This is a genomic window from Acetobacter nitrogenifigens DSM 23921 = NBRC 105050 (genome assembly GCF_000429165.1).
Lineage (GTDB): Bacteria > Pseudomonadota > Alphaproteobacteria > Acetobacterales > Acetobacteraceae > Acetobacter > Acetobacter nitrogenifigens.
The window spans coordinates 1-21,591 of record NZ_AUBI01000028.1 but is presented as its reverse complement, the minus strand read 5'-3'; the positions used below and the strand labels follow the sequence as shown (position 1 = coordinate 21,591).

Genomic DNA, 21,591 nt, shown 5'->3' with positions numbered 1-21,591 from the left:
TTGACGCATTGCCGCACGCCCCGCGCTACGTCGTCTGCGATCGGGGCTATGCCTCGAACCAGTTTCGAGAGGCCTTATGGGACAGGGGTTCACGCCCGGTCATCCCGACAAAACGCAACGAACCGCAAGTAGCCTGCCCGAAATGGGCCTATCGGCACCGACATCTGGTGGAAAACCTGTGGGCACGCCTCAAGGAGTGGAGAGCAGTCGCCACGCGGTATGAGAAAACCGCTACGTCCTTCATGGCTGTCATCTGCATCGCTGCAACAGCAGATCATCTCAAGACCTAACAGACCCTAGCAGCGGTCACGGATGGGCGGCGGCGGCCATTGCACTCGCCGGACCTTATGTCGGTAACGCTTTCATCTATATTTGTCTGTGCGCGGCTGTTGACTGCTTGAGAGCAGACAACCGGGCGACGAGAACGTTTATTTTCTGGCTCATGCTGATGTGCGTTGGCAACGTCTGGAGCTACGTACCTATTCGGGCGATAACGACACATGCCGACATTGCTATAGCGGCGCGCGGTATGCATGTCGGCGTCATGACGTTATTTCCGTTTCTGCTAGTCCCGTCAGTAGCGCTCATGGGTCATTTCTTTATGCGGGCGTGCCCTGCGGAGATTCCGGTGATCGCCTCCTTTGAGGCGACCCGAGTCACTTTAATCGTCGCTGTAACGTGCACGTGGTTTTTTATATTCTTTGGCGGCGTCGCCATATCAGGAAATTACGGCTACGCCGCACAGGCATTTTCCATTATCTCGACAATCGTTCTTATGCCTCTGTCCGTCGCGCTGCTATCGCCCCGTTGCCTCCGTGGGTCGATGCTATAATAACAATACCAAGTTTATAGGCTGAGACTTTCCAAACGGCCGTGGAGAAATATCCGATACCGGCTCTATCTCTAATAATCAGCCGCGAAATTTCCTGAGACATTCGCATCATCGCGGGGATGATCGCTGATTTGAGCCGACGGCGTTTCCGCAAAGCCTGCGCGGACAACGCCACACTCAATTCTGGCGCCGATACGTTCGACCCATACCGCCTGACAAACGATCCTAACTGACGAAGGCGTAGGGCTTTTGGCTCAATGGGATTAACTGCACAAGCACTCAAATCCTGACTGGTTCTGCTCCTGTATGCGAACCGTTTCCTCGTCCGCCCGGTGGGCTCGCCGCGAAGGCGGCGAACCCAGGGCGGACCCTTTCAGGCTTTGCCTGCCTGCACCCCCTCACGAATACGTTGTCCCAAGGTCGGATCGATGTTCGACCAGTATTCAAACACCCGCGAGAGAACCGGTTCCTCGACCCCGCCCAACACATGGCCGACTACATTGTTAACAAGACGATCACGCGCAGCGTCATCCATCACTCTGGTGACCAGTACCCGGGCCTGACTGAAATCATCGTCGTCAGGCCGTAGCGTATAAGCCGAACGCATGAAGGAGCCGTCGGTCGACCACACCGCATTCTCCGGGTAGCGCTTTGGGTCTGCGACCGGACCGCCTTTCGTGTTCGGGACATAAACAGGATCGCTCGCGTTCGTCATCCGCATCGCCCCGCCCTTGGTATAGGCGTGAACCGGGCATTTGGGGGCGTTTACCGGGATTTGCTTGTAATTGACGCCTAATCGCGCGCGATGGGCGTCGGCGTATGCGAAAGAACGGCCCAACAGCATCTTGTCTGGCGAAAGCCCGGTGCCGGGGACGAAATTATTCGGTTCGAACGCAACCTGCTCGATCTGGGAGTGGAAATCCGTCGGATTACGATCCAGCACCAGCCGCCCAACTTCCTGCAGCGGATACTCGCCTTGTGGCCAGACCTTGGTGAGGTCGAACGGGTTGATGCGATAATCCTTTGCTTCGTCATAAGGCATGATCTGCATCTTGAGCGTCCAGCTTGGATGCTCGCCGCGCTTGATCGCCATGTGCAGATCCCGGCGATGATAATCGGCGTCCTCTCCGGCGAGTTTCCCGGCTTCGTCCTGTGTCAGGAACTTGATCCCCTGATCGGTCTTGAAGTGATACTTGACCCAGAACCGTTCACCAGCAGCATTCACCCACATATATGTGTGGCTGGAAAACCCGTCCATATGACGCCAGTTCGCCGGGATGCCCCGATCTCCCATCAGCCACGCCACCTGATGCGCTGTTTCGGGATTCAGCGTCCAGAAATCCCATTGCATGTCGTTGTCACGCAGACCGCTGTCGACGCGACGCTTTTGCGAATGAATGAAATGCTGGAACTTCATCGGGTCACGCACGAAGAACACCGGCGTATTGTTCCCGACCATGTCGAAATTGCCCTCTTCTGTATAAAACTTGAGAGCAAACCCGCGCGGATCGCGCCAGGTGTCCGGGCTTCCGGCCTCGCCCGCAACGGTCGAAAAGCGGGCCACGACGTCGGTGCGCGCTCCAGGTTGAAGAAACTTGGCGCTCGTATAGCGGCTGAGATCCTTCGTGACTTCAAAATAACCAAACGCGCCACCGCCTTTGGCGTGAGGTTGCCGGTCAGGGATCATCTCCCGGTTAAAGGCGGCCATCTGTTCGATGAGGTAGTGGTCGTGCAGCAAGAGCGGCCCATCCGCGCCGACGCTCAACGAAAACTGGTCGTCGGAAACCGGAATGCCGGAGTCCGTAGTGTGGGTGTCCAGATCGGAAGCGCTCATCTTTCAAGCTCCTGAAACGTATGCCTACGCGTAGTGAACAATGTCCTGATGGGAACGTGCCTGACGCAAGTCTGGTTCGTTACCGAGTGCCTCTCGGTCGAACCATGAGGCGACAGGCATCGCATCTCCGCGCTTTTCGGGCGCTTTGACACAGAGGGCGAGACGAGTTGGCGGACATTTTGGTCTTGGTCGCCGCACACGCGGAAAGCGTCGTTCGGTGGTCCCCACGCTCAATACATGCGCCTTGTTGAGGCGATGTCGAGCCCCTTCAGCGCTCATCATTTTGTTACTTTATTGTCTCTGGGGCGCGCAGTGAGGGAGGAGAACTCCATCGTCGTCGGCTTCGAAGCGAACGCGGCCATTCTCAACGCCTTCCGTCGTCGCCATCCTCCATATAAACGAGCGCCATGAGAGGCGCGCAGGAAGTAGAATGGACGGATCCCTGGAGCGCATTGCGGACGCTCGACGGCGGAGAGTGGCTTGCGTTGCTGGACAGTGGCGGAGAACCTGATGAGCGTTCCCGCTGGTCCTACCTGTGCTACAATCCAGTGGAAACACTGGTTGTGCGTGGGCGGCAGGTCAGGCGCAACGGGCAGGCCGTGTCAGGCGACCCATGGGGCCATCTTCGTAACATGCAAGCGCGTATCCCCGCGTCTGGCGCCTCAGCCGACGCGCCGCCTTTCGATGGCGGGGTAATCGGTCTGGCGTCCTACGAAGCGGGCATGTTTGCGGAGCGCACGCCGTGCCGCCATGAGAGTCCTGCGCCGACGCTAATCGCCGCCTCCTATGATTCCGTGATCGCGTTCGACCGGCTTGAGCGACGGTGCTTCAGGTCCGGCCCCCCTCCCGGTCTCCGGCCGCATGCGCATGCCGTGCCGCAGTTCAAGACGCCGCTACGCTTCTTGCCCGATATGGAACGCGCGCAGTGGCTGGACGCCGTACGCGAGGTCATTCGTCTGATTGGCGAGGGCGATATTTTTCAGGCCAACGTGACCATGCGGTGGAAAGCCAATGCGCCTGCAGCTTTTGACGAAATCGCTGCATATGGCGCTTTGCGCGAAGGGTCCCCGGCGCCGTTTGGAGCGTATCTCCGCTCGCCCGGCTTTTCCCTGCTCAGCGCGTCGGTGGAACGCTTTCTCTCCCTTTCGGCGGGAGGTAGGGTCGAGACACGGCCGATAAAAGGGACAGCGCCCCCGGGAACGAACCATGAAGAAACCGCAGCCTACGCCGCAATGCTCGCGCAGGACGAGAAGGAGAATGCGGAAAACCTCATGATCACCGACCTGATGCGCAACGACATCGGGCGCGTATGTGCGATCGGCTCGGTCACAGTTCCACAACTTTGCGTCGTGGAGCGTTTTCCCCATCTGCATCATCTTGTTTCCGCCATACAGGGAGAACTGCGCCCCGGGGTCGACGCCATTGATCTGCTCCGAGCGACGCTGCCCCCCGGATCGGTCACCGGCGCGCCGAAGAGGCGCGCTATGGAGATAATTGACGAGGTCGAGGTCTCCGCGCGCGGCGCATATTGCGGCAGCGTGTTTCGCATCGGCGTCGACGGCGCGATGGACAGTTCCGTAGTGATCCGGAGCGTCGAGCGGGCAGGGAACACGTTGCGGATCGGCGCGGGCGGAGGCATTACGTGGCTGTCGGACCCCGAGCGGGAGTACGAAGAAATGCTTCTGAAAGCAGCGCCCATTCTCTCGGTGTTTGAGGAGTGAGCGACCTTTTGTGGCTGAATGGTCGCGTCCTTGCAGCGGCTGACGCGCGTATAGATCCGGCGGATAGAGGCCTTCTACTGGGCGACGGGCTTTTCGAGACCCTGCGTGTGTCGGGAGGCGTCACGCCACACGTCGAACGCCATCTGGCGCGGCTAGCAAGAGGCTGCGCCACCCTCATGATGTTTCCACCAGATTTTGCGGCGCTTCGCGAAGGCGTGAAAGATCTGATCGGCGCTTCCAAACTGCGCGACGGTTCGATGCGCCTTACCGTGACGCGCGGGCCGGGGCCACGCGGGCTGGAGCCGCCCGCCAAGCCGTCGCTCACGACGTTGCTGACGTGCTCTCCCGCCGCGCCCGCTCCACTCTCAACCCCGGCGCGCTTGCATGTTAGCCGCTTCACCCGCGACGGGACCTCTCCGTTAAGTCAGGTCAAATCGTTGAATTACCTGCCGGGCGTCATGGCCCGCCTCGAAGCGTCAGCGGCAGGATACGACGATGCTCTGCTGCCTGGCGCGAACGGCGCAGTCGCTGAAGGAAGCGCCGCCAATGTGATCTTCTTGAGCCATGGAACACTGACCACGCCGCCTCTCGACGACGGGGCGCTGCCCGGCACGTCCCGCGCAAGACTGCTGGAGGCCGGATTGTGCACTGAGGCGTCGCTCCCTCTCTCGGGTCTGAAAGACGTTGAGGCGGGATGGCTGGTCTCGGCGCTCTCGCTTCGCGCCATTGGCGCCATCGGCGCATGCCAGTTGCGGCAAGACGCCAGCATTGAAGAGACCCTGCGCCGGTTTCTTTTTGGTTGACAGCGCAGGGCCTCGTTCAGCGTAGACGGCCCGACGCAATCAACCGCGCCAACTCTTCGGGAAACGGCGTTTCTTTCGGTAATTCCGGGGCAGGGATTGGGGCGCCCAGATGGGTCTCCATCGGGATCACGCCCGCCCATACTGGTACATCGGCCTCCTGCGGATCGCCGGGCGGCGCGTCACGGACCTTAACCGCGGCTTCCTCGATCGTCATTTTGAGCACCGAGGTCGCTTTGAGTTCCTGTCTGGTCATGGGACGGAGACTGTTCCACCGGCCAGGAAACAGGCCCTCCACAAATCGCCGCAAGGCGTCTGCCGCATGGTCTGGATCGTCGACCAGTTCCGCGACGCCAAAGGCCATAGCCGAACGGTAATTCACCGAATGACTAAACGCCGAGCGGGCCATGACATAGCCGTCCATCATGCTGCATGTCACGCAGGCACGGGCGCCGACGACGCTTTCCAAAAATCGGCTGGCGGCTGAACCATGCCAGTAAAGAACGTCGCCTTCACGCCAGTGTATCGTTGGCGTCACATAGGGTTCGCCGTCGATGACATAACCAACATGGCACAGAGGGCTCGCGTCGATCACGGCGTAGACGTCATCCCGGACGTAGCTGCCGCGCTGATGCGCCCTGCGGATGCGGGAGCGCTGAGTGACCGGAAAGGTATCGGACGGCGTGTCGGGCATGGGGCATCTCGGATGGAGCGGGGGGAAAGCGAGACGAGTGGGCGAGGCGGCTTGCGGCCGCATTTGTGTAATGGCGTGATTCTGGTATGGCCTCACGGTCCAGTTTTTACTTAATGAGCAGACCAGTTCGCTGCAGTGGATCGGAGATGGCGACATTGGACCTCCCCCAAGGATGGATTCAGCCAGACCGCGCGCAGGGCGATCTGGAAGGCCAGATTTACCGCGCCATGCGCGACGCCATCCTCGACCGGCGCCTGCCGACAGGGGCGCGCCTGCCTTCGACACGCCGCATGGCCGAGGCCTGCGAGGTGTCACGTTCGACCGTCGTGCAAGCTTACGATCGGTTGCATGGCGAAGGGTACGTGGTTTCACGTTCCGGCGCCGCCAGCGTGGTCGCGACGCTTCCAGATTTGACATTTTTCAGCCGGGCTCTCGCAGTTGAAGCCGCCCAGCCTCAGCGGGACAACTCACCGCTGAACGATGCGACGCCGAAAGGCGGGATCGCCGCGAGGCCGGAGAAACTCCGCGCGGGTGAACCCGACGTGACCGAATTTCCTCATGCTCCGTGGGCGCGATGCCTCGGCGTGAGGGCCAGATCGTTGATCGTTCACGACCTCAGTTACGATGAGCCGGAAGGGCTGGCTATTTTACGGCAGGCTGTGCTCGATCACGCCCGACAGTATCGCGGCGTTTTGGCGGACCTGTCACAGGTCGTGATCGTACCGTCGACACGCATTGCGATTTCGTTACTGGCCGAAGTGGCCCTTCGTCCCGCCGAACCGGACGGTCGCGTTACATGGTTCGAGAATCCCGGTTACGTCGCCGCGCGAGACATTCTCGCCGCGCGCGGCGCCGATCTCGTCCCTGTGGCCTGCGACGCACAGGGCGTCGCGTGCGAAACCGCCGGGTTGCCGCGACCTCGGCTGATCTATGTAACGCCATCACACCAGTATCCTACGGGAGTGACGATGAGTCTGGCCCGGCGTCTGGCGTTGCTGGATCGGGCGCGACGGTCCGACGCAGTCATCATAGAGGACGATTACGACAGCGAATTTCAATACGATGGCCGGCCGATAGCAGCATTGCAGGGTATAGACCGACATGAAACGGTCGCCTATTGCGGCACAATGGCGAAGGTGCTTGCGCCCGGAATGCGTGTTGCGTACGCCATACTTCCACGCCGGTATGTCGACCCGATACGCTCCATGATGCGAGAGCGAGGATTGTCTATTCCGGCGCACGTGCAGGCCGCGTTAGCGGATTTCATCTTCGACGGACATCTGCGCGGACATATACGCCGCATGACCAGACTTTACGCCGAACGGATGAATCTTGCAGTCGAGGAATTATCGCGAAGGTTAGGCAACTCTATCGAGTTGGGGCCGGGAACGGGCGGGCTGCAACTTTTGCTTCGCTTTCGTGACCCCACAATCGACGACATCGTACTCCAGAACAGGTTGCAGGCGGCAGGATTCGGCGTTCGCGCCCTTTCACCCATGTGCCTGACTTCCTCTGGAGGCGCGTCGTCGCGCGGAATATTGATCGGCGTCGCCCGGGCCACGCGTCCCGATCTGGAGAAACTGTCACATGAGATCAGGCGCGGCGCGATCGGTTGATCCCTGCCGACATCATTTAGACGCAGGTGAAACCTCGCGATACGTGGCTGGTCCGAAGGCGGGGCTGCTGATTGCGTAAAACTCCAACGTCTTACCCGGATCCGCCGCCACTCGATGCGGCTGACCAGCAGGAAATGATGCAATATCGCCAGCGTTCACCGGCCATGTTCTGTCGCCAACACGCACATTCCCCCGGCCTCTGCGCACGAGGATAAGTTCCTCTCCCTCAGTATTGTAACTTACAGGCGTCGTGGCGCCTGACGGCAGAACGAATAACGCCACACTCTGTCTTTCCGACCGTATTGGGGCGTTTCGCCCCACGAATTCACGAAGGGTCACGCCGTCCTTGGCATGTATCAACTTCGTCGCGCTTTCGCCCACCGGAGCCACTGTGGTCGTTTCCGGTTTTTGCTCAACCGACGTGGCCGCAAATGAGGCGGGAACGGAGAAAAAAAGGGAAGTCGCCAAAAAAGAAATATGCTTGAAAACGTCTACGCTCGCTTTGGTCATCCCTGAATGCTCCTCCATTTTACTCCCCTTTTTATATTAACATATTTTAGGATATTATAGGATTTGAAGATATGATTGCATGGAGATTTTTCTGTAAATTTATATCAGCCGCCAGGGCGTATCGGCGGTCTCACACTGGTGTAGGTGAACATGGAGCTGCACATGGTTGAGCCACGCATTCAGACGCCGAGTCTTTGGTGCCCCCATCGTAACGCTTTACGCTCAAATAGAACGCCGATCAGCGTGCGCCAGTCGCCGAACCATCACGGCGAGAGCCGGAGAGCGCCCTCGTGATCGAACCGTTCTTCTGCAATTGCTGAAATACGCCCAGCCGGTCTGTTACCTGCCAATGGCCGCTTATCTTATCTTCGAAGTCGAACAGATAATGCGTGGCTCCGGACATTCGAATTCGCTGTCCAGTGGCTGGAAAGTCTGGGAGGTCTCCGGCCTGAGTCGCCTCCCACAGCCAGCATATAGTCACTGCGTCGTCGTTTACGCACATGTTCTGAATATCGAAGCGCTGATCAGGAAAGGGCGCCCGACAAATCTTCAAGCGCGCGATAAAATCAGCTACATTGAGAATCTGCCCGTCCCACGGATCGCCCGGATCGTGGTGCACCGTGTAGTTTTTGGCGATGTATCCACCGACCATTTCCTCCCGCCCACAATTCCAGACATCGTGAATAAAGGCGGCAACTCTATTCTGGCGGCGCTCCCTGTTATTCATCGTGCGTCTGATCGCTGTTCGCCGCCAAATAACGTCGCAACTGGTCCTGCACATCGGTTGGCCAAAGGCGGATCAATTCCTCCCATCGCGTCCAGTCGTGAGCGAACAGGGAGCGAGAGGCTTCTTCGAACTGAACCATATCTCCCGCGATCACGACCATGAAACGATAAACGGCTTCAACGTGCGCGCGTGTCGGACCATCCACGCTATCCGTTTTGCGGGCCGCTTCGACGAGTTTTCGCAAGGCGACAGACGCTCCCCCGGGTTGCGCGCCGAGCCATTCCCAATGCCTGGGCAGTAAAGTGACTTCTCGGGCCGTAACGCCAAGCTTGGGACGCCCTCGTTTCACTTCCGGCAACGGTTTTGGCTGGTAGCGCGCGGCCACGTCGTCAAGGGAGCCGCGTAAATCCAGATCAATAACCGCCCCCGTCGTAGCGTCAAAGACGGTGGCGCCGTTTCCCTGTTCCTCCGCTTGCTTTAGCGCCACGAGCACCGCGGCCAGCGGGCCCGCCCCGATACGTTGCGTTCCGGCAAAAACAACGACATCGCCGATTTCGGGTCTCTCGCCCATGCTCGTCTCCACGGTTGCGTTTCGCCGGACATTTACCCGGATAAAAATTAACGTCAATAACACCCGGGTAAAATTTATATATCGATATGTCTACGCCGACGTCACCGTCCGCATAGATTCTTCATTTCATTTTTTCAAAACATCATGTTTTCTCTCGAGACCCACATAAACGATCCTGCTCGGAACACGCCAGTCACCGACTGCGTGGCACTCCGTGAGCAAGAGGGAACAACGGCTCAATTCGCTTCATTCGGAGCGCAGACAGCAGGAACACATCATTCACAGCATCACCTCCATCGATAAGCCTGTGAATCACGAAACACCCCTTCATTCAATGAATTAACAAGTCTGAGTCTTCATGAACGGATCAAAAATTACAAATAGTTCATTTGTAAAATGCATAATGCATTTTAATGCTAGTGTCAGCAATAAGGAGAAGCCGCCATGATCCGGGTGTTTCAGTGGTCCACACCGGTCGAGATCGACACGATGACATTCGCAGGTGGCGAGCGTCATGTTCGACTGTCAGGCTATCAGAAAGGCGTATCTAAGAACTGGGTAATCAAGGCGGCGATCCATAAATCGGATGACCTGATTGACTTGCTGCTGGTGGCCGACGCAATCCACCGCCTGGAAGAACGACCGACGATTCACCTGTTCTGCCCGTATATCCCGTTTGCGCGCCAGGATCGCGTCTGCTTCCCGGGCGAAGCGATGTCGTTGGCGGTTATGGCGCGCCTGCTCAATAGCGCCAGCTTTAACTATGTGGAAGCATGGGACGTCCATTCTCCAGTGGCGCAGACGCTCATCACTAACTTCAAAAGCGTTCCGGCAGCACAGTTTGTCGGCGGCGAGCTTCGTCCCGGTGAAGTTGTGGTCGCTCCAGACAAAGGCGCAGTCTTGCGCGCCGGGGAAGCGGCTGGCGACACCCATCCGGTTATCGTCGCGGAAAAGAACCGCAATCCTGACAACGGGGGGCTCTCTGGTTTTCATCTACCCACCGATTTCGAAAAACTTGATACGTCAGGGGGCGCTATCGTGGTCGATGACATTTGCGATGGCGGACGGACCTTTGTCGGGATTGGCGAGATGCTGAGAGAAAGAGTCGCAGGCCCTTTGCGCCTTTATGTCACACATGGAATTTTCTCTCACGGCTTTAATGATCTTTTGGATATTTATGACGAAATCCTTGTCGCCAACCTGATGACAGACGCGCCGTTACCGACGCAGGTGCGTCACCTCCAAAACACATGGTGAAAACACGGATCATCCGATTCAGCCGAAAGGGCAGTCCTATGCTAGATATTTTTGCTCCAACTGCGACAGACTTTTATAAAACAAGCCATGCACAGATGATCCCGGAAGGCGCGTCCCTGATCTACACGAACTTCACGGCTCGCACTGCGCGGCTATTCCACGGTCTGCCAGATTACGACGGAAAAGCAGTGGTGTTGGGCGTGCAACGCGCCGTCGACGACATCGTCGAAATGTGGCGCCGGACGTTTTTTTCTGTGAACAAGAGCGTCGCGCTGAAACTTCTGAGGCGCCGCCTTGAAAGGTCTCTTCCAGATAATTGCGATGTTGACGGATTGATCGTTGAGTTCGCCGATCTGCATGATCTCGGATATCTGCCACTGCGCATCAAGGCGCTCCCCGAAGGGCGGCGCGTTGGGATGAAGGTTCCCTTCATGACGATCGTAAACACCGATCCGCGGTTTGCCTTTCTGACCAACTATCTGGAGACGATCTTCTCTGACGAACTGTGGAAGACTATCGTGAACGCAACAACGGCCTTCGAGTACAGACGCCTGCTGGACTCAGCGGCGATGCGCACTGCAGGCTCGACAGCGGCCGTATCGTATCAGGCGCATGATTTCTCCATGAGGGGCATGTCCGGCGTTCACGACGCGGCTAACACAGGCATCGCGCATCTTGCATGCTTTCTGGGCACGGACACTATCCCGGCGATCGATGTCGTGGAGAAACACTATCCCGAGCACGACGACAGTTATCAGTATGGATGCTCAGTGCCCGCGACCGAACATCTGGTAATGTGTCTGGGCGGCCGGGAAACGGAGATCGACACGTTCCGGGATCTGATTGTCAAAAAATTTCCCACCGGCATTGTGAGTATCGTCTCTGATACGTGGGATTTCTTCCGGGTCGTGACGGAATTCGTCACCAGACTCAAGACCGAAATCCTCGCGCGGCGTCCCGACAGCTCTGGGCAGGCTAAAGTAGTGTTCCGGCCGGACAGCGGCGATCCTGTCAAGATTATCTGCGGCGATCCGGAAGCGCCTATGGGCTCTCCTGAACGCAAGGGCGCTGTGGAGTGCCTCTATGAGGTCTTCGGCGGAGAGCGGCTGGAAACCGGCTACATTCTGCTTCACCCGGCCATTGGTGTTATTTATGGAGACTCCATCACACTCGCGCGCGCCTCCGCCATCGTGGCCGGTCTGGAGGCCAAGGGCTTTGCATCCACAAACGTGGTCTTCGGCGTTGGATCCTTCACTTATCAGTATGTGACGCGCGACAGCCTCTCCATAACCTCCAAAGGCACTTACGCCGTGGTCGACGGATCGCCTACAAACTTATTCAAAAATCCTGCGACGGATGACGGCACAAAAAAATCCGCTACCGGTCTGCTGCGGGTCGACGAAGTTAGTGGCGAATATGTCCTGCGTGAAGGCGTGACGCCGGGGGATGAGGAAGGCGGCGCTTTGCAGACGATATTCGAGGACAACGTGTTTTTACGCCGCCAGACGTGGAGCGCTGTTCGCGCCAACATTGAGGCAGAATTGGCGTCTTACTAGCCGTCAGCGCCCTGCGTTCAGGCGGTCGCAGTCCCGCGGACAGCTGAATGTTTGGCGATCAGGACTCTGCGACGCGCATCCTTCATCACTGTAAGTGTAGTGTCGAAATAGATTCGACCTGCCTTACGATTTCATGGAGTGCAGAATTTCTCTGGCTTGTATAGCCACTTCTTCACGCGCGTCGTTTTCAGTTGGGCAGATCGCAAGCATTTCAAGCTCGCGCCTGAGCACCCCGGCGAGTTGAGGTGAGTTGGCGACAACATCGACCAGCAGGGTGTATTTGCGCCACCCGTCATATCCGGCGAGAGCCGTAGCAATATGTAAGGCTGCCGGTAAGCCGATATCGATCAAGAACGGCGCGAAGACATGCGCGACTGGATCATTCCGATCGGAAACCCAGTCGACGATGTGCTGCAGGACTGGTTCAACGGCCGGCCACCCCAGCTTTACGATAGCTACAGCCTTGTCTGTCTCGGTTTTATAATCAGGAAATGGCAAGGGAAATACGCTTGCGGGAACAGGCTTCAAGCACGCCTCCTATGCCAGAATTCGCCTAATGTGGATCCATTGCGTCGAGCGTCGTAACAGACCGGTGCTCTTGGGCGATACCTGCAGTTCGAATTCCTCGCCCATGACAGGAAATCTGGCGCTTATGGCGGCGTCGCCACTGCGCCATATGTCATTTGGCATTCCGATCGGAGGAAGAACCGGAAAAGGCGCGCCGTCGAGGACGGAAAATTTTTCGCTGAGCAAGGTCGCAATCGGAAAATCCTCCTCCAGGCCACCACATGTAAGGAACAACCAGCCGTAATCGGCCATCTGGTGGAACGAGAGGATTTCAGGTCCATCAATTTCAGCGACAGGCTCTCCACGATGGATCAGTTCGCCACGTAATTCTCGGCCAACGATCGGGCGCAGTGTGAACAGGTCAGGAGCCACATATGGGTCGGTAAATAATCCTCGTCGAATCTCTGCGCCGGGACGAATATTCATATTTCAGCCATCTCTTTGTCCGCCGTGGGCCGACCGCCTTCGCGCAGGGTAGTCGCCGCCGAAACAAGGAACTCCCCGACAAGCGCCGCTACGTTCTGGTACGCGGCGAAATCGATTTTTCTTGCGACTGCTTCCACGATCCAGCCTGTATCACTCGTCATGCAAACTGCGTCCTCAAGCGACCTATCTCCATCGGCATAAGAAGGTGAAATTATTATTGGAACGGCTGTTTTCTTCCTGCACGGCCGATTGCATTACGGGCGAAATGGCGGAAGTGAATGAGTCCTGGACCAAAGCCTCGGCTATGGAACTCTATCAGGCACGCAACACCTCAGCGGCGAAAGTAACAGGTTGGCGAGGCAGAAATATGCTCTGCTTGGGGGATGACTGCGGCATTGATCCTGACGGCGATTATTACTACCATCCCTGCCGCAGATATAACATTATGTACTACCCCAGTTTCGATTTCCGTTAGTATAATAGCGGTGGATAGGCGCATAAAACGCCCCGAGGAGTTGGACACGGACGAAAGGCCAAGGGTGGCTATCGCGGCATGGAGGATCGCATGATCGAGATGATCATTGAGCAACGCCGTCGCAGTCTTGGTGGCGGCCTCGAAGTCGGAAGAGTCCTGCCATTCGCAAAACGGCGAATGGTCGGCCCGTTCATATTTTTCGACCATATGGGCCCCCTTGACGTCGCGGCAGGCGTGGAACGGGGGCTCGATGTACGCCCGCATCCGCATATCGGGCTTTCGACTGTCACCTATCTCTTCTCAGGAGAGGTTATGCATCGTGACAGCCTGGGTTCCGAGCAGGCGATACGACCACATGAAGTCAACTGGATGACGGCCGGGCGAGGGATCACCCATAGCGAACGTTTCGAAAAAGCTCGCGCTTTCGGAGACCGGCTGCACGGCATTCAAGCCTGGGTGGCGCTTCCGACTGGCGACGAGGAAGCCTCTCCTTCTTTCTCGCATCACGAGGGATATGACTTGCCGTCATGGAACAGCGGCGGAGTGCAAGGCCAGCTCATCGCCGGTCAGGCGTATGGACTGCGGGCCGCCGCTCGGACTCATTCACCCCTGTTTTACGCACATCTGGATCTCGACGCGGGGGGGCAGGCCGAGGTCCCTACCGACCACTCGGAGCGGGCGCTCTATATCGCCGCTGGCTCTGTTGAGGTCGACGGAGTGCGCTATGAGGCGGGGCGCATGCTTGTCCTCGGATCAGGCACGTCTTCATTTCGGGCGCTGGAACGCAGTACCGTCATGGTGCTTGGCGGTGAGCCTGTCGGCGAGCGCTATCTGTCCTGGAATTTCGTAAGTTCATCGAAAGAAAGGCTTGCGCAGGCCGCAGCGGATTGGAAAGCGGGGCGCCTCAAGTTACCTGACGCCGATCACGACGAGTTCATTCCGCTTCCATCTGAACTATAGAATTTCGAGAGTATAGAATTTCTGTTCCCAAATATTTTAAAATTATAACGCGGAGATCTACTACACCCCTCTCGGCACTCGGCACGACGCTAAAAGCGACTGATGGGCCGAAGCGGCCATCTATATATTTAGCTTTGAAGAAGTCGTGTGCGGTTTCAACCACCGCCAGCTCGCGCAACGGTTTCTTCGCCGGTTTAGATCACAATGAAATTCAGTCGCAGTAAATACGAGGCATCGCGCCGTAGGAACAGTTAATGGCAAAGTATTAACAGTGATCGTCGGGGCCGGGCGGATTATGCCGTCCTACGGCGACATCCAGAAAATATCGGATTTTTCCGCGCACGACGGGGCTTTCGTCCACCAGCCAGACGCCAAAGACGACGTGTTCGAAAATACTGAGCTACAATCACTTGCTTCGCACGAGCGCCTGTCTAGACCCAGCAGCTCTCTACCACGGAATAGAACTTCTTTAGTCCGTGGCCACTTATGCCGAGTAACTGATTCTAGTCGTTAGACACCGGCTCAGATACGTCCGGGCTGGCTGCGGCGGCAGGAACTGCCGACGTCCGAGGCTGCCCTACGCCCGAAGCCCCCACAAAAGGTGGACCCATTCCCAGAATAGCGTTGCCGTAAGTCAGCATGCAGGCGGCATAAGTGTTGTCGTACTGGTTCTGAATTCTGCTCTGTACTCCTCCCGATGACGCAGCCGCAACACCACCGCCCACCAGCAGGCCGCTGCCTGCACCGATGCCTGCCCCTTCTCCCGCATAGGAGCCGGACCACGGCCTGCCGGCTGCCGATCCGATGGCAGCGCCTAGACCTGCCCCAAGTACGATCGGGAGCAACGTGCCCAACACTGCCCGCCCGTTCGCCTTCGCTGCTTCCCCGTCGACAGCTTTGGTGGCCTGATATTTGCAGAAGGCGGCCTCCTGAGTGAACCTCGATGCCTCTTTGCCAGGTGGAGGCATGACCGGGACCGTCGGCCCGTCTGGCGTCGAGGCGCAGGCTGACAGCATGGCGGCAAGCGTCAGGATTGGGAGGGCGCGGTTTTTCATGGCCAATCGATCGCTGAAACGAAACTGGATGGCAAGCACTCGTTTACCGAAGCGCTTTTTCGCTCTTACTTACCAGCGCCGGAGTTAATTACCCCTCGACGCCGTCTGATCTACGAAAAATTCCAGCTCGCCACCCTTGAGACTTTTGGAACCGACAAAATTTGCAGCTTCAAGCTGAAGTGCGCCACGTCATGAGAATGCAGGCCCTGGGGACGTTGCGGAGCCCGTAAGGCGGAGCCGGCCTCCCAGGGCTTAAGCTCTCGATGAGCCGATCTATCGCCTCTGCCGGCGTGAGGTAGCCGAGGCATTTGCGTGGTGTTGCGTTCATCCGGGCCTTGATGGCTCTGAGAGCCGAGGGGCCGCTCGAGGGAAGAAGAGTGTCCATCGGCAGAAACTGACGCAGCGAGCGGGGTAGGGAGATGGGCTGTCAGCGCCTGCATGGCGCGGGCGACGCCACGCGACGCCCGGTCCTCAAGGCGCGCGAGCCGAACAAACCGGGTCGTTCGCTCGACGAGCGTCATGACATTGCGCTGGCCGTTGAGGGCTGCCCGAAACAACACCAGATCCGCCTCCCAATGGCCCGCAATCCGCCGAGCGGCAATATCCTGCGGTCGCTGGGCGATCCGACGCTCCGGCGGTATCCTCAGGCCACGGCTGCGTCTTTGATGACGTCGCCAGCGTTTGACGTGGTGACGACGCAGCCTCTTCCACAACTGGCGCTCGCGCATATCGCGGCAGTAGATCCAGCGATAGACCGTCTCAGGCGACAGCCGGACGTTCTCATGCCGCAGTCGTCCGCAAATCTGCTCGGGCGACCACAGAAGAAACAGGCTTGCAAGCACACGCTCAGCAAGAACCGGATCGCGGACCAGCCGCATCGTCGCGCTGCGCCGCCCGCGCACAAACCCTGTTGCAACAACGCGGAAATGTCCGGGCGTCCAGCAAAGCAGAAATGTCCGCCTCACTCCCAAACCCGATAGAAATGTCCGCGTGGTGAGACCTGCGAAGCCGTAGGCGTAGCAGGGCTCACCACGCGGGACGGTTGGCTGTTTTGGGAGGACTCTCATACGCGCCGATCGTCGTGGGTAATAGCGAGCCACACGTCATATTTTCGACCGCTTCTCAGATGGTTACTTATATATTTGTATATTTTTGAGATTGTTCTACCGAAGGAGGTCGCCTATGCTGCAAGCAGAAAACCAAAATTCTGCGCAAGTCTGACGACAAGAGAGGAAGTAGTCGTGATCTGTCCTGCGGTAGAAGCTTCAAAGTCATCGATCTCGCCCGAAGCGAATGACGCGTCCGTCAACGGCGAAACAACGTTCTTAAAATCCATTAAAATGTTTATAGATAATTTGAATACAGTCGGTGATTTAGAGAAAATTTGCAACATTTTCGACATAACATTTTCATCAGCTATGACCATTCGTCAATTCGACGAAAAATTAAAAAAGGTAAATTACTCGACAACTTTCACCACCGAAAAATATTTTAATCAAGATGATTGTCTAAATATCAGCATTCGATTCTTATCAGATGATAATAACTATGCGAACGCACATGAATATTCAATCATGGCGAACATGCGGTCTGCGATTCATACAACGCCGATTTCTGGTGTAAATCAAATAATGGGCAGGCCGCGAGATCGTCATGAGCTAGGGGTGCCATTGAATGGAAGTGAATGGATCGTCCCGATATCAGAGAATGGTAAAACCGTTAGAGTTTCTGCTTACTACTACCTCGACAATAAAAACGTCGAATTTTTCTGCATCAATGGTTGCACGTGTTAAAGGCGAACGCTCTTTCGTTGCGCTCTAACTTTTTGGCCGATAGAGCGAGTCCGATCTTCTTCCGCGTTTCGCGCCTGTCGGCACATAACCGCCTTTCTCGCTGTTTGTCTTAACCCGCGGCGAGGGACGCGGCTGGGCCTGCATTTCCGCCGCCCAGGCCAGCGCCTCGGACAGCCGCTTGTTTTCCACGACAGTTCCCTGTTCGACCCGCTGGTTCTTGTCGAAGCTGCGATAGGGCAGGGAGACGCCAAGGTGTCGGACGTCCAGCCGCCCATCGGCGAAGTCAAAAATCTCCACGTATTTTCCCGCCAGCCCTTCGGTGCGCGCGTTGCGCTCGAGGATCAGCAGGCGACGCCTCCACGACAGGCTGAGCTGGCACCCCACATAGCGCATCTCACGACGGCACAGGATGTCGCGCAGAATCGATGACGCCATGCCGAGCGGTCGATGCGCGTCCTCGGGACGGGCGGGCGGGCGGAACAGAGAACTTTGCGTTGAACCGCGCGACAAACCCCGGCAGGAACGCGTTGGCCTGGTCCATTGTCGTCAGGCCCTCGAGCGCCAGCTCTTTGACCAGCCGGTCCTGCAGCGTCCGGTTGGCCCGTTCCACGCGCCCCTTGGCCTGAGAACTGTTGGCGCACATCATCTCGACATTCAGCTCCGCCAGTGCCCGGCCAAACTGCGTCAGGGTCTGGCCGCCAACGGCGTCAGTTTTGGCCACCCGAAAGATGGAGTGCTTGTCCGAGTAGAAGGCCGTCGGCCGCCCATAGGCCTCCAGATACAGCTCCAGCGCCTCGAAATAGCTGTCGGTGCTCTCGCTGGGGACAAACAGCAGGGTCATCAGGCGGCTGGTCGCGTCGTCGATAAACACCAGCAGCGTGCAGGACGGACGATCCGGGCCAAACCAGCGATGTTCCGACCCATCGATCTGCACCAGCTCGCCAAACCGCTCACGGCGGATCCGGCTCTGATGAAAGCTTTTGCGCTGGGAGCGCGTCAGCCAGATCCCGTCATCGCGCATCCATTTGCGCAATGTCTCGCGCGAGACCTGAACCCCGTCGCGCTCCACCAGCTTCTCCGAGGCGAGGGTAGGGCCAAACCCGGCATACTGCGTGCGCACCAGCGTCAGGACGTGTTCGCGCAGCGCCGGCGGCGTCACATTGTTCGGCGTGCGGCCACGCGAGCGATGCGCCAGAGCCCCGGCGCCGTCATGGCGCATCCGCTCCAGCAGGCGCCGGGTCTGGCGCGTCGTGATCCCCAGAAGATCCGCAGCCGACGCGGTCGTGCGGGATCCGCACAGCACCTCGGCCAGCACGCCAACCCGGCGCAGGTCTCGATCGTCCATCAACACCAGTCCCATGTCCGGCCTCCCGAACCGCACACCCATGGCGATGACACGCTAACGCCAAAAACGGCAGGGAGGACATTTCTATTCGGCTCAAAGCGGACATTTTAATCCGGCGCTAACACATGTGTCGCATAATATATCTTATGCCAACTACACATACTAAAAACGGCAGGCGCACAGTCTATGATCGATCCTCACCAGCTATCTGCAACGCTCAGGTCACCTCCCACTCTGCGATGTCGGCGAGAGTGCGCGAGACGGCCGTAAGCGCCATGCGCGGCATGTCACGAACCGTAAAGACGCACCCGTCGTCGACCAAAAGCATGAAAGAACCCGTCGGCCCGTCCTCAATACGCGGACGTCCGACGGTAAACTTCACTCCACGGCCTGGCACGACGACAGGTCTGCCGCCAGGCCTGCGGGATGCGATCTGCCGCCCGCACATCCATATATCGCTCCCAAAGGTCCGCCATAGCGTCGCTTCATGGAATTTCGGTCTGACTGTCACGCGCAGCGTCACAGTGTCGATCAGGGCGCCCGCGGTGCCGTCGACGCCCCACAACGTGTGGCACAACCCTCGCAGTGCGTTCTCCTGATCAGCGTCAAACAGCCAGCCAGCCTCCTTGCCTCGAAACCTCCCGCCCAGACGGCGCGCCTGCGCAGAGAGCTCCGGATGATACGGCGCCTGCAACGCGATATGCGAGCCCGTAACCGTAAGAAGCGTCATCACAAGAACTCCCGCGAAACCGTGATCTGGCATGATTCTAGTACGCGCGATTCTTCAGGTACAGAAGAAAATACGGGGAAGTTTCATTTCTTCGATGTCCTTGCGCTCTTTCGCTCCATCATTCCTGACCATAGTTCAGGCGATATACTGTGGCGGGCGGCTAGGGTCATTGAACGTCAACGGGCGGGATCGCCTCGAGTTGGTCACCAAGCCCGCTCAGCCGAGCAAGACGCTCTTCAACATCAAAGAAACCAGACTGCTTCGTCTTCCACCCCGCACAATCAACGCACGAAAAATGGAATCACAAGACAAGCCTCTAAACCAAGGGGTTTTTCGATCCCCCCATCTGCAATTATCAGATACGGGAAATGATCTCGCCACGCGGTCCTATAGTGTCGAGATGGCGGGACAGCCACATCTGACCCGCCGTTGCATCATGATTCATCAGACTGTCATAGAGTGCGGAATGTTCGCGATCCAGGATCTCGAGATCAGCCGCTGTCGGTCGCGCCGTCATGCCAACCCGCTCATGATTCGGCCTCAGTCCGTCATACATTCCCTGCAGAACTCTATTGTCGCTGAGCGCCACCAGTGCGGAGTGAAAATCCCAGTCAGCTGAAAGATAATCGACCTGTTCATCCGCATTATGCAAGCTTGAGATCGCCTGAAGGCGACGCAACGCAACCCGCTGTCGCCTATGGAAGAGCGTGAACTCGGCGCGCGCTACGCCACGCTTGACGCACTCATCGAGACGGCAGACGTGATCTCTTTGCATTGCGCATTGTCCAAGGAAACAGAGCGGCTGATCAATAAGGATTCGATTGCTAGCATGAAGCCCGGGGCAATTCTGGTCAACACCGCTCGTGGCGGACTTATCGTTGAGCAGGATCTCGCCGAAGCCCTTGAAAATGGCCACCTTCGCGCAGCCGCCGTCGATGTGTATCCGGTCGAGCCGATTGCGCCGGACCACCGTTTTATCGGCGTGGAGAGAATGATCGTCACTCCGCATATCGGTGCGATTTCCGCCGATACATATGCAGTCAATGTAAAACGTATGCTTCATAACATGCAGTGTGTCGTCGAAGGCAAGGAGCCGCCGGAACTCGATGTTCTGGTCTGAAGCCGTCACCCGGCGACAGCCATAACGGCCATATTGCTTCGCCAAAGCAATGATGTCCTCTGTCAGTGCCTGTTCGCCATCCGCCCCGCGCGGCGCCTTGCGCTGTGTCGATCGATGCTGACCCAGCACCCGGCATATCCGTCGCTCGGACACCGGAAGCTCTCGTCGCACATGATCGATGCAGCGCCGCCGCCGCGCAGGGCTCAGAAGTTTCCCTTGGCAGCCTCCTGCAAAATCAGCTTGTCCAGCGTCAGGTCCGAGATCGCCCGGCGAAGACGCTGGTTCTCTTTCTCTAAATCTTTCATCCGCCGCGCCTGCTCGGTCTTCAGGCCGCCATATTCCTTGCGCCAGCGATAATAGGTCTGCTCGCTGACCGCGATCCGACGGCAGGCTTCGGCCGTGCTCGCTCCCTGCGCCAGCACAATCTCAACTTCACGCAGCTTGCCGATAATCTCTTCCGGCTTGTGCTTCTTGCTCGGCATTCATCGCCCCTTTCGTGGTCCAGACTATCATAGTCTCTGGGCCACTCAGCGGGGGGGGCAGATCAATCACTGGTTCGGGTCATGGGCGACAAACCCGCTGATTGCAGGAGAAGCCAAAGATATTGCCGCAAATCTTCCAGAGCAGGCCTGGTGCCGTCTGTGTGCGGGAAGCGGCGCAAAGGGCGAGCGGTTATACGACTGGGCGTATCTTCCGCTTGCCTATGTGGATGCTGAAGAATTTGACTGCCCTATAGCCGGACCATGGACAGGTGGCCTGCTGATCCGCCGGAACATCGCCGATAAAGACCTTGCCTGTTTTACGACATGGTGTCCAAAAGGAACAACCATGCAGGAACTCGTGAACGTTGAAGGGACGCGGTGGAGAATCGAAGAATGTTTCGAGACGGCCACAACGAATTCGGTCTCGATCATAACGAGACCCGCTCCTGGCATGGTTGGCATCGGCATGTCTCTCTGGTCATGCTTGCCTATGCCGTCATGGCAAGTGTCCGTTACCAGG

The 21,591-nt window shown here is 57.8% G+C and carries 21 protein-coding genes and 3 pseudogenes; 10 read left to right on the top strand and 14 right to left on the bottom strand.

Going from position 1 to position 21,591, the window contains the following annotated elements:
- A partial coding sequence (locus tag G442_RS24625; protein ID WP_026399077.1) for an IS5/IS1182 family transposase occupies positions 1 to 290 on the top strand: 290 nt, incomplete at its 5' end.
- 915 nt (positions 291 to 1,205) lie between these two features.
- Here the strand turns inward: G442_RS24625 and G442_RS0117910 are convergent.
- On the bottom strand, positions 1,206 to 2,666 hold the full coding sequence (locus G442_RS0117910) for a catalase (protein ID WP_026399076.1): 1,461 nt from the start codon (positions 2,664 to 2,666) through the stop codon (positions 1,206 to 1,208).
- A 407-nt stretch (positions 2,667 to 3,073) separates the two neighbouring features.
- On the opposite strand from G442_RS0117910, the gene G442_RS0117900 reads away from it, so the two are divergent.
- On the top strand, positions 3,074 to 4,387 hold the full coding sequence (locus tag G442_RS0117900; RefSeq protein ID WP_026399075.1) for an anthranilate synthase component I family protein: 1,314 nt from the start codon (positions 3,074 to 3,076) through the stop codon (positions 4,385 to 4,387).
- On the top strand, positions 4,384 to 5,190 hold the full coding sequence (locus tag G442_RS0117895) for an aminotransferase class IV (protein WP_026399074.1): 807 nt from the start codon (positions 4,384 to 4,386) through the stop codon (positions 5,188 to 5,190). Before G442_RS0117900 ends, G442_RS0117895 begins: the two co-directional genes overlap by 4 nt.
- 16 nt (positions 5,191 to 5,206) lie before the next feature.
- On the opposite strand, the gene G442_RS0117890 is transcribed toward G442_RS0117895, so the two are convergent.
- On the bottom strand, positions 5,207 to 5,881 hold the full coding sequence (locus G442_RS0117890) for a pyridoxamine 5'-phosphate oxidase family protein (RefSeq protein ID WP_026399073.1): 675 nt from the start codon (positions 5,879 to 5,881) through the stop codon (positions 5,207 to 5,209).
- Between the two features lie 155 nt (positions 5,882 to 6,036).
- On the opposite strand from G442_RS0117890, the gene pdxR reads away from it, so the two are divergent.
- Entirely contained in the window at positions 6,037 to 7,497 is a 1,461-nt protein-coding gene (pdxR, locus tag G442_RS23270; RefSeq protein ID WP_161628397.1) for a MocR-like pyridoxine biosynthesis transcription factor PdxR, read from the top strand.
- Positions 7,498 to 7,509: 12 nt separating this feature from the next.
- Here pdxR and G442_RS24140 read toward each other — a convergent pair whose 3' ends face one another.
- The 3 genes from G442_RS24140 to G442_RS0117870 form a co-directional block, all read right to left on the bottom strand.
- The gene (locus tag G442_RS24140; RefSeq protein ID WP_051292512.1) at positions 7,510 to 8,007 is read right to left on the bottom strand and encodes a cupin domain-containing protein; all 498 of its coding nucleotides are present in this window, start codon (positions 8,005 to 8,007) and stop codon (positions 7,510 to 7,512) included.
- A 238-nt stretch (positions 8,008 to 8,245) separates the two neighbouring features.
- Positions 8,246 to 8,734 carry an ester cyclase gene (locus G442_RS0117875; RefSeq protein ID WP_026399072.1) on the bottom strand — a complete coding sequence of 163 codons (489 nt, stop codon included), beginning with the start codon at positions 8,732 to 8,734 and terminating at the stop codon, positions 8,246 to 8,248.
- The gene (locus G442_RS0117870) at positions 8,727 to 9,305 is read right to left on the bottom strand and encodes a DUF2239 family protein (RefSeq protein ID WP_051292511.1); all 579 of its coding nucleotides are present in this window, start codon (positions 9,303 to 9,305) and stop codon (positions 8,727 to 8,729) included. Before G442_RS0117870 ends, G442_RS0117875 begins: the two co-directional genes overlap by 8 nt.
- Before the next feature lie 444 nt (positions 9,306 to 9,749).
- On the opposite strand from G442_RS0117870, the gene G442_RS24135 reads away from it, so the two are divergent.
- Positions 9,750 to 10,562, top strand: a complete 813-nt coding sequence (locus G442_RS24135; protein WP_051292510.1) for a ribose-phosphate pyrophosphokinase-like domain-containing protein — start codon at positions 9,750 to 9,752, stop codon at positions 10,560 to 10,562.
- A 38-nt stretch (positions 10,563 to 10,600) separates the two neighbouring features.
- Positions 10,601 to 12,118 (top strand): nicotinate phosphoribosyltransferase, encoded by a 1,518-nt coding sequence (locus G442_RS0117860; protein WP_026399070.1) that lies wholly within the window; start codon positions 10,601 to 10,603, stop codon positions 12,116 to 12,118.
- A 123-nt stretch (positions 12,119 to 12,241) separates the two neighbouring features.
- Here the strand turns inward: G442_RS0117860 and G442_RS0117855 are convergent, their stop codons facing one another.
- From G442_RS0117855 to G442_RS25385, 3 genes are read right to left on the bottom strand one after another with little or no spacing between them, the layout of a single operon-like run.
- Positions 12,242 to 12,646 carry a DUF5071 domain-containing protein gene (locus tag G442_RS0117855; RefSeq protein ID WP_084440697.1) on the bottom strand — a complete coding sequence of 135 codons (405 nt, stop codon included), beginning with the start codon at positions 12,644 to 12,646 and terminating at the stop codon, positions 12,242 to 12,244.
- Positions 12,647 to 12,655: 9 nt separating this feature from the next.
- Positions 12,656 to 13,111, bottom strand: coding sequence for a hypothetical protein (locus tag G442_RS0117850; RefSeq protein WP_026399068.1), 456 nt, complete (start codon positions 13,109 to 13,111; stop codon positions 12,656 to 12,658).
- Positions 13,108 to 13,272: a hypothetical protein gene (locus G442_RS25385; protein ID WP_154660416.1), complete on the bottom strand. Its 165-nt coding sequence runs from the start codon at positions 13,270 to 13,272 to the stop codon at positions 13,108 to 13,110. The genes G442_RS0117850 and G442_RS25385 overlap by 4 nt, the downstream gene beginning before the upstream one ends.
- A gap of 404 nt (positions 13,273 to 13,676) precedes the next feature.
- Between G442_RS25385 and G442_RS0117840 the strand changes: the two genes are divergently transcribed.
- Positions 13,677 to 14,546 (top strand): pirin family protein, encoded by an 870-nt coding sequence (locus G442_RS0117840; RefSeq protein ID WP_026399067.1) that lies wholly within the window; start codon positions 13,677 to 13,679, stop codon positions 14,544 to 14,546.
- Positions 14,547 to 15,049: 503 nt separating this feature from the next.
- Here the strand turns inward: G442_RS0117840 and G442_RS23255 are convergent.
- Both G442_RS23255 and G442_RS26605 read right to left on the bottom strand, forming a co-directional pair.
- Entirely contained in the window at positions 15,050 to 15,601 is a 552-nt protein-coding gene (locus G442_RS23255; protein WP_246789530.1) for a glycine zipper family protein, read from the bottom strand.
- Between the two features lie 110 nt (positions 15,602 to 15,711).
- Complete coding sequence (locus tag G442_RS26605; protein WP_408734938.1) at positions 15,712 to 16,479, bottom strand: IS30 family transposase; 768 nt, start codon at positions 16,477 to 16,479, stop codon at positions 15,712 to 15,714.
- Between the two features lie 363 nt (positions 16,480 to 16,842).
- Between G442_RS26605 and G442_RS25375 the strand changes: the two genes are divergently transcribed.
- Positions 16,843 to 17,394 carry a hypothetical protein gene (locus G442_RS25375; RefSeq protein ID WP_146882631.1) on the top strand — a complete coding sequence of 184 codons (552 nt, stop codon included), beginning with the start codon at positions 16,843 to 16,845 and terminating at the stop codon, positions 17,392 to 17,394.
- A gap of 24 nt (positions 17,395 to 17,418) precedes the next feature.
- Here the strand turns inward: G442_RS25375 and G442_RS23250 are convergent.
- The 3 genes and pseudogenes from G442_RS23250 to G442_RS0117810 all read right to left on the bottom strand — a co-directional run bounded on the left by G442_RS23250 (position 17,419) and on the right by G442_RS0117810 (position 20,244).
- A pseudogene (locus tag G442_RS23250) lies at positions 17,419 to 18,754 on the bottom strand (ISNCY family transposase).
- Between the two features lie 202 nt (positions 18,755 to 18,956).
- Complete coding sequence (locus G442_RS0117815) at positions 18,957 to 19,469, bottom strand: hypothetical protein (RefSeq protein ID WP_026399065.1); 513 nt, start codon at positions 19,467 to 19,469, stop codon at positions 18,957 to 18,959.
- Between the two features lie 355 nt (positions 19,470 to 19,824).
- Complete coding sequence (locus G442_RS0117810) at positions 19,825 to 20,244, bottom strand: FCD domain-containing protein (protein WP_084440700.1); 420 nt, start codon at positions 20,242 to 20,244, stop codon at positions 19,825 to 19,827.
- On the opposite strand from G442_RS0117810, the gene G442_RS23245 reads away from it, so the two are divergent.
- On the top strand, positions 20,167 to 20,589 hold the full coding sequence (locus tag G442_RS23245) for a 2-hydroxyacid dehydrogenase (RefSeq protein ID WP_051292507.1): 423 nt from the start codon (positions 20,167 to 20,169) through the stop codon (positions 20,587 to 20,589). The two genes, G442_RS0117810 and G442_RS23245, sit on opposite strands and share 78 nt — an antisense overlap.
- On the opposite strand, the pseudogene G442_RS24620 reads toward G442_RS23245, so the two are convergent.
- Positions 20,590 to 21,071, bottom strand: a pseudogene (locus G442_RS24620) (transposase); the annotation flags it as partial.
- 64 nt (positions 21,072 to 21,135) lie between these two features.
- On the opposite strand from G442_RS24620, the pseudogene G442_RS23240 reads away from it, so the two are divergent.
- A pseudogene (locus tag G442_RS23240) lies at positions 21,136 to 21,591 on the top strand (transposase); the annotation flags it as partial.

Bases quoted from the DNA above. Each gene is read 5' to 3' on its own strand.
- G442_RS0117900 (WP_026399075.1), top strand. From the start codon at position 3,074: ATGAGAGGCGCGCAGGAAGTAGAATGGACGGATCCCTGGAGCGCATTG.
- G442_RS0117890 (WP_026399073.1), bottom strand. From the start codon at position 5,881: ATGCCCGACACGCCGTCCGATACCTTTCCGGTCACTCAGCGCTCCCGC.
- G442_RS24140 (WP_051292512.1), bottom strand. From the start codon at position 8,007: ATGACCAAAGCGAGCGTAGACGTTTTCAAGCATATTTCTTTTTTGGCG.
- G442_RS0117840 (WP_026399067.1), top strand. From the start codon at position 13,677: ATGATCGAGATGATCATTGAGCAACGCCGTCGCAGTCTTGGTGGCGGC.
- G442_RS0117875 (WP_026399072.1), bottom strand. From the start codon at position 8,734: ATGAATAACAGGGAGCGCCGCCAGAATAGAGTTGCCGCCTTTATTCAC.
- G442_RS23245 (WP_051292507.1), top strand. From the start codon at position 20,167: ATGGAAGAGCGTGAACTCGGCGCGCGCTACGCCACGCTTGACGCACTC.
- G442_RS0117870 (WP_051292511.1), bottom strand. From the start codon at position 9,305: ATGGGCGAGAGACCCGAAATCGGCGATGTCGTTGTTTTTGCCGGAACG.
- G442_RS0117850 (WP_026399068.1), bottom strand. From the start codon at position 13,111: ATGAATATTCGTCCCGGCGCAGAGATTCGACGAGGATTATTTACCGAC.
- G442_RS26605 (WP_408734938.1), bottom strand. From the start codon at position 16,479: ATGCGGCTGGTCCGCGATCCGGTTCTTGCTGAGCGTGTGCTTGCAAGC.
- G442_RS24135 (WP_051292510.1), top strand. From the start codon at position 9,750: ATGATCCGGGTGTTTCAGTGGTCCACACCGGTCGAGATCGACACGATG.
- G442_RS25385 (WP_154660416.1), bottom strand. From the start codon at position 13,272: ATGACGAGTGATACAGGCTGGATCGTGGAAGCAGTCGCAAGAAAAATC.
- G442_RS23255 (WP_246789530.1), bottom strand. From the start codon at position 15,601: ATGAAAAACCGCGCCCTCCCAATCCTGACGCTTGCCGCCATGCTGTCA.
- G442_RS0117910 (WP_026399076.1), bottom strand. From the start codon at position 2,666: ATGAGCGCTTCCGATCTGGACACCCACACTACGGACTCCGGCATTCCG.
- G442_RS0117810 (WP_084440700.1), bottom strand. From the start codon at position 20,244: ATGCAAAGAGATCACGTCTGCCGTCTCGATGAGTGCGTCAAGCGTGGC.
- G442_RS0117860 (WP_026399070.1), top strand. From the start codon at position 10,601: ATGCTAGATATTTTTGCTCCAACTGCGACAGACTTTTATAAAACAAGC.
- G442_RS0117815 (WP_026399065.1), bottom strand. From the start codon at position 19,469: ATGACGCTTCTTACGGTTACGGGCTCGCATATCGCGTTGCAGGCGCCG.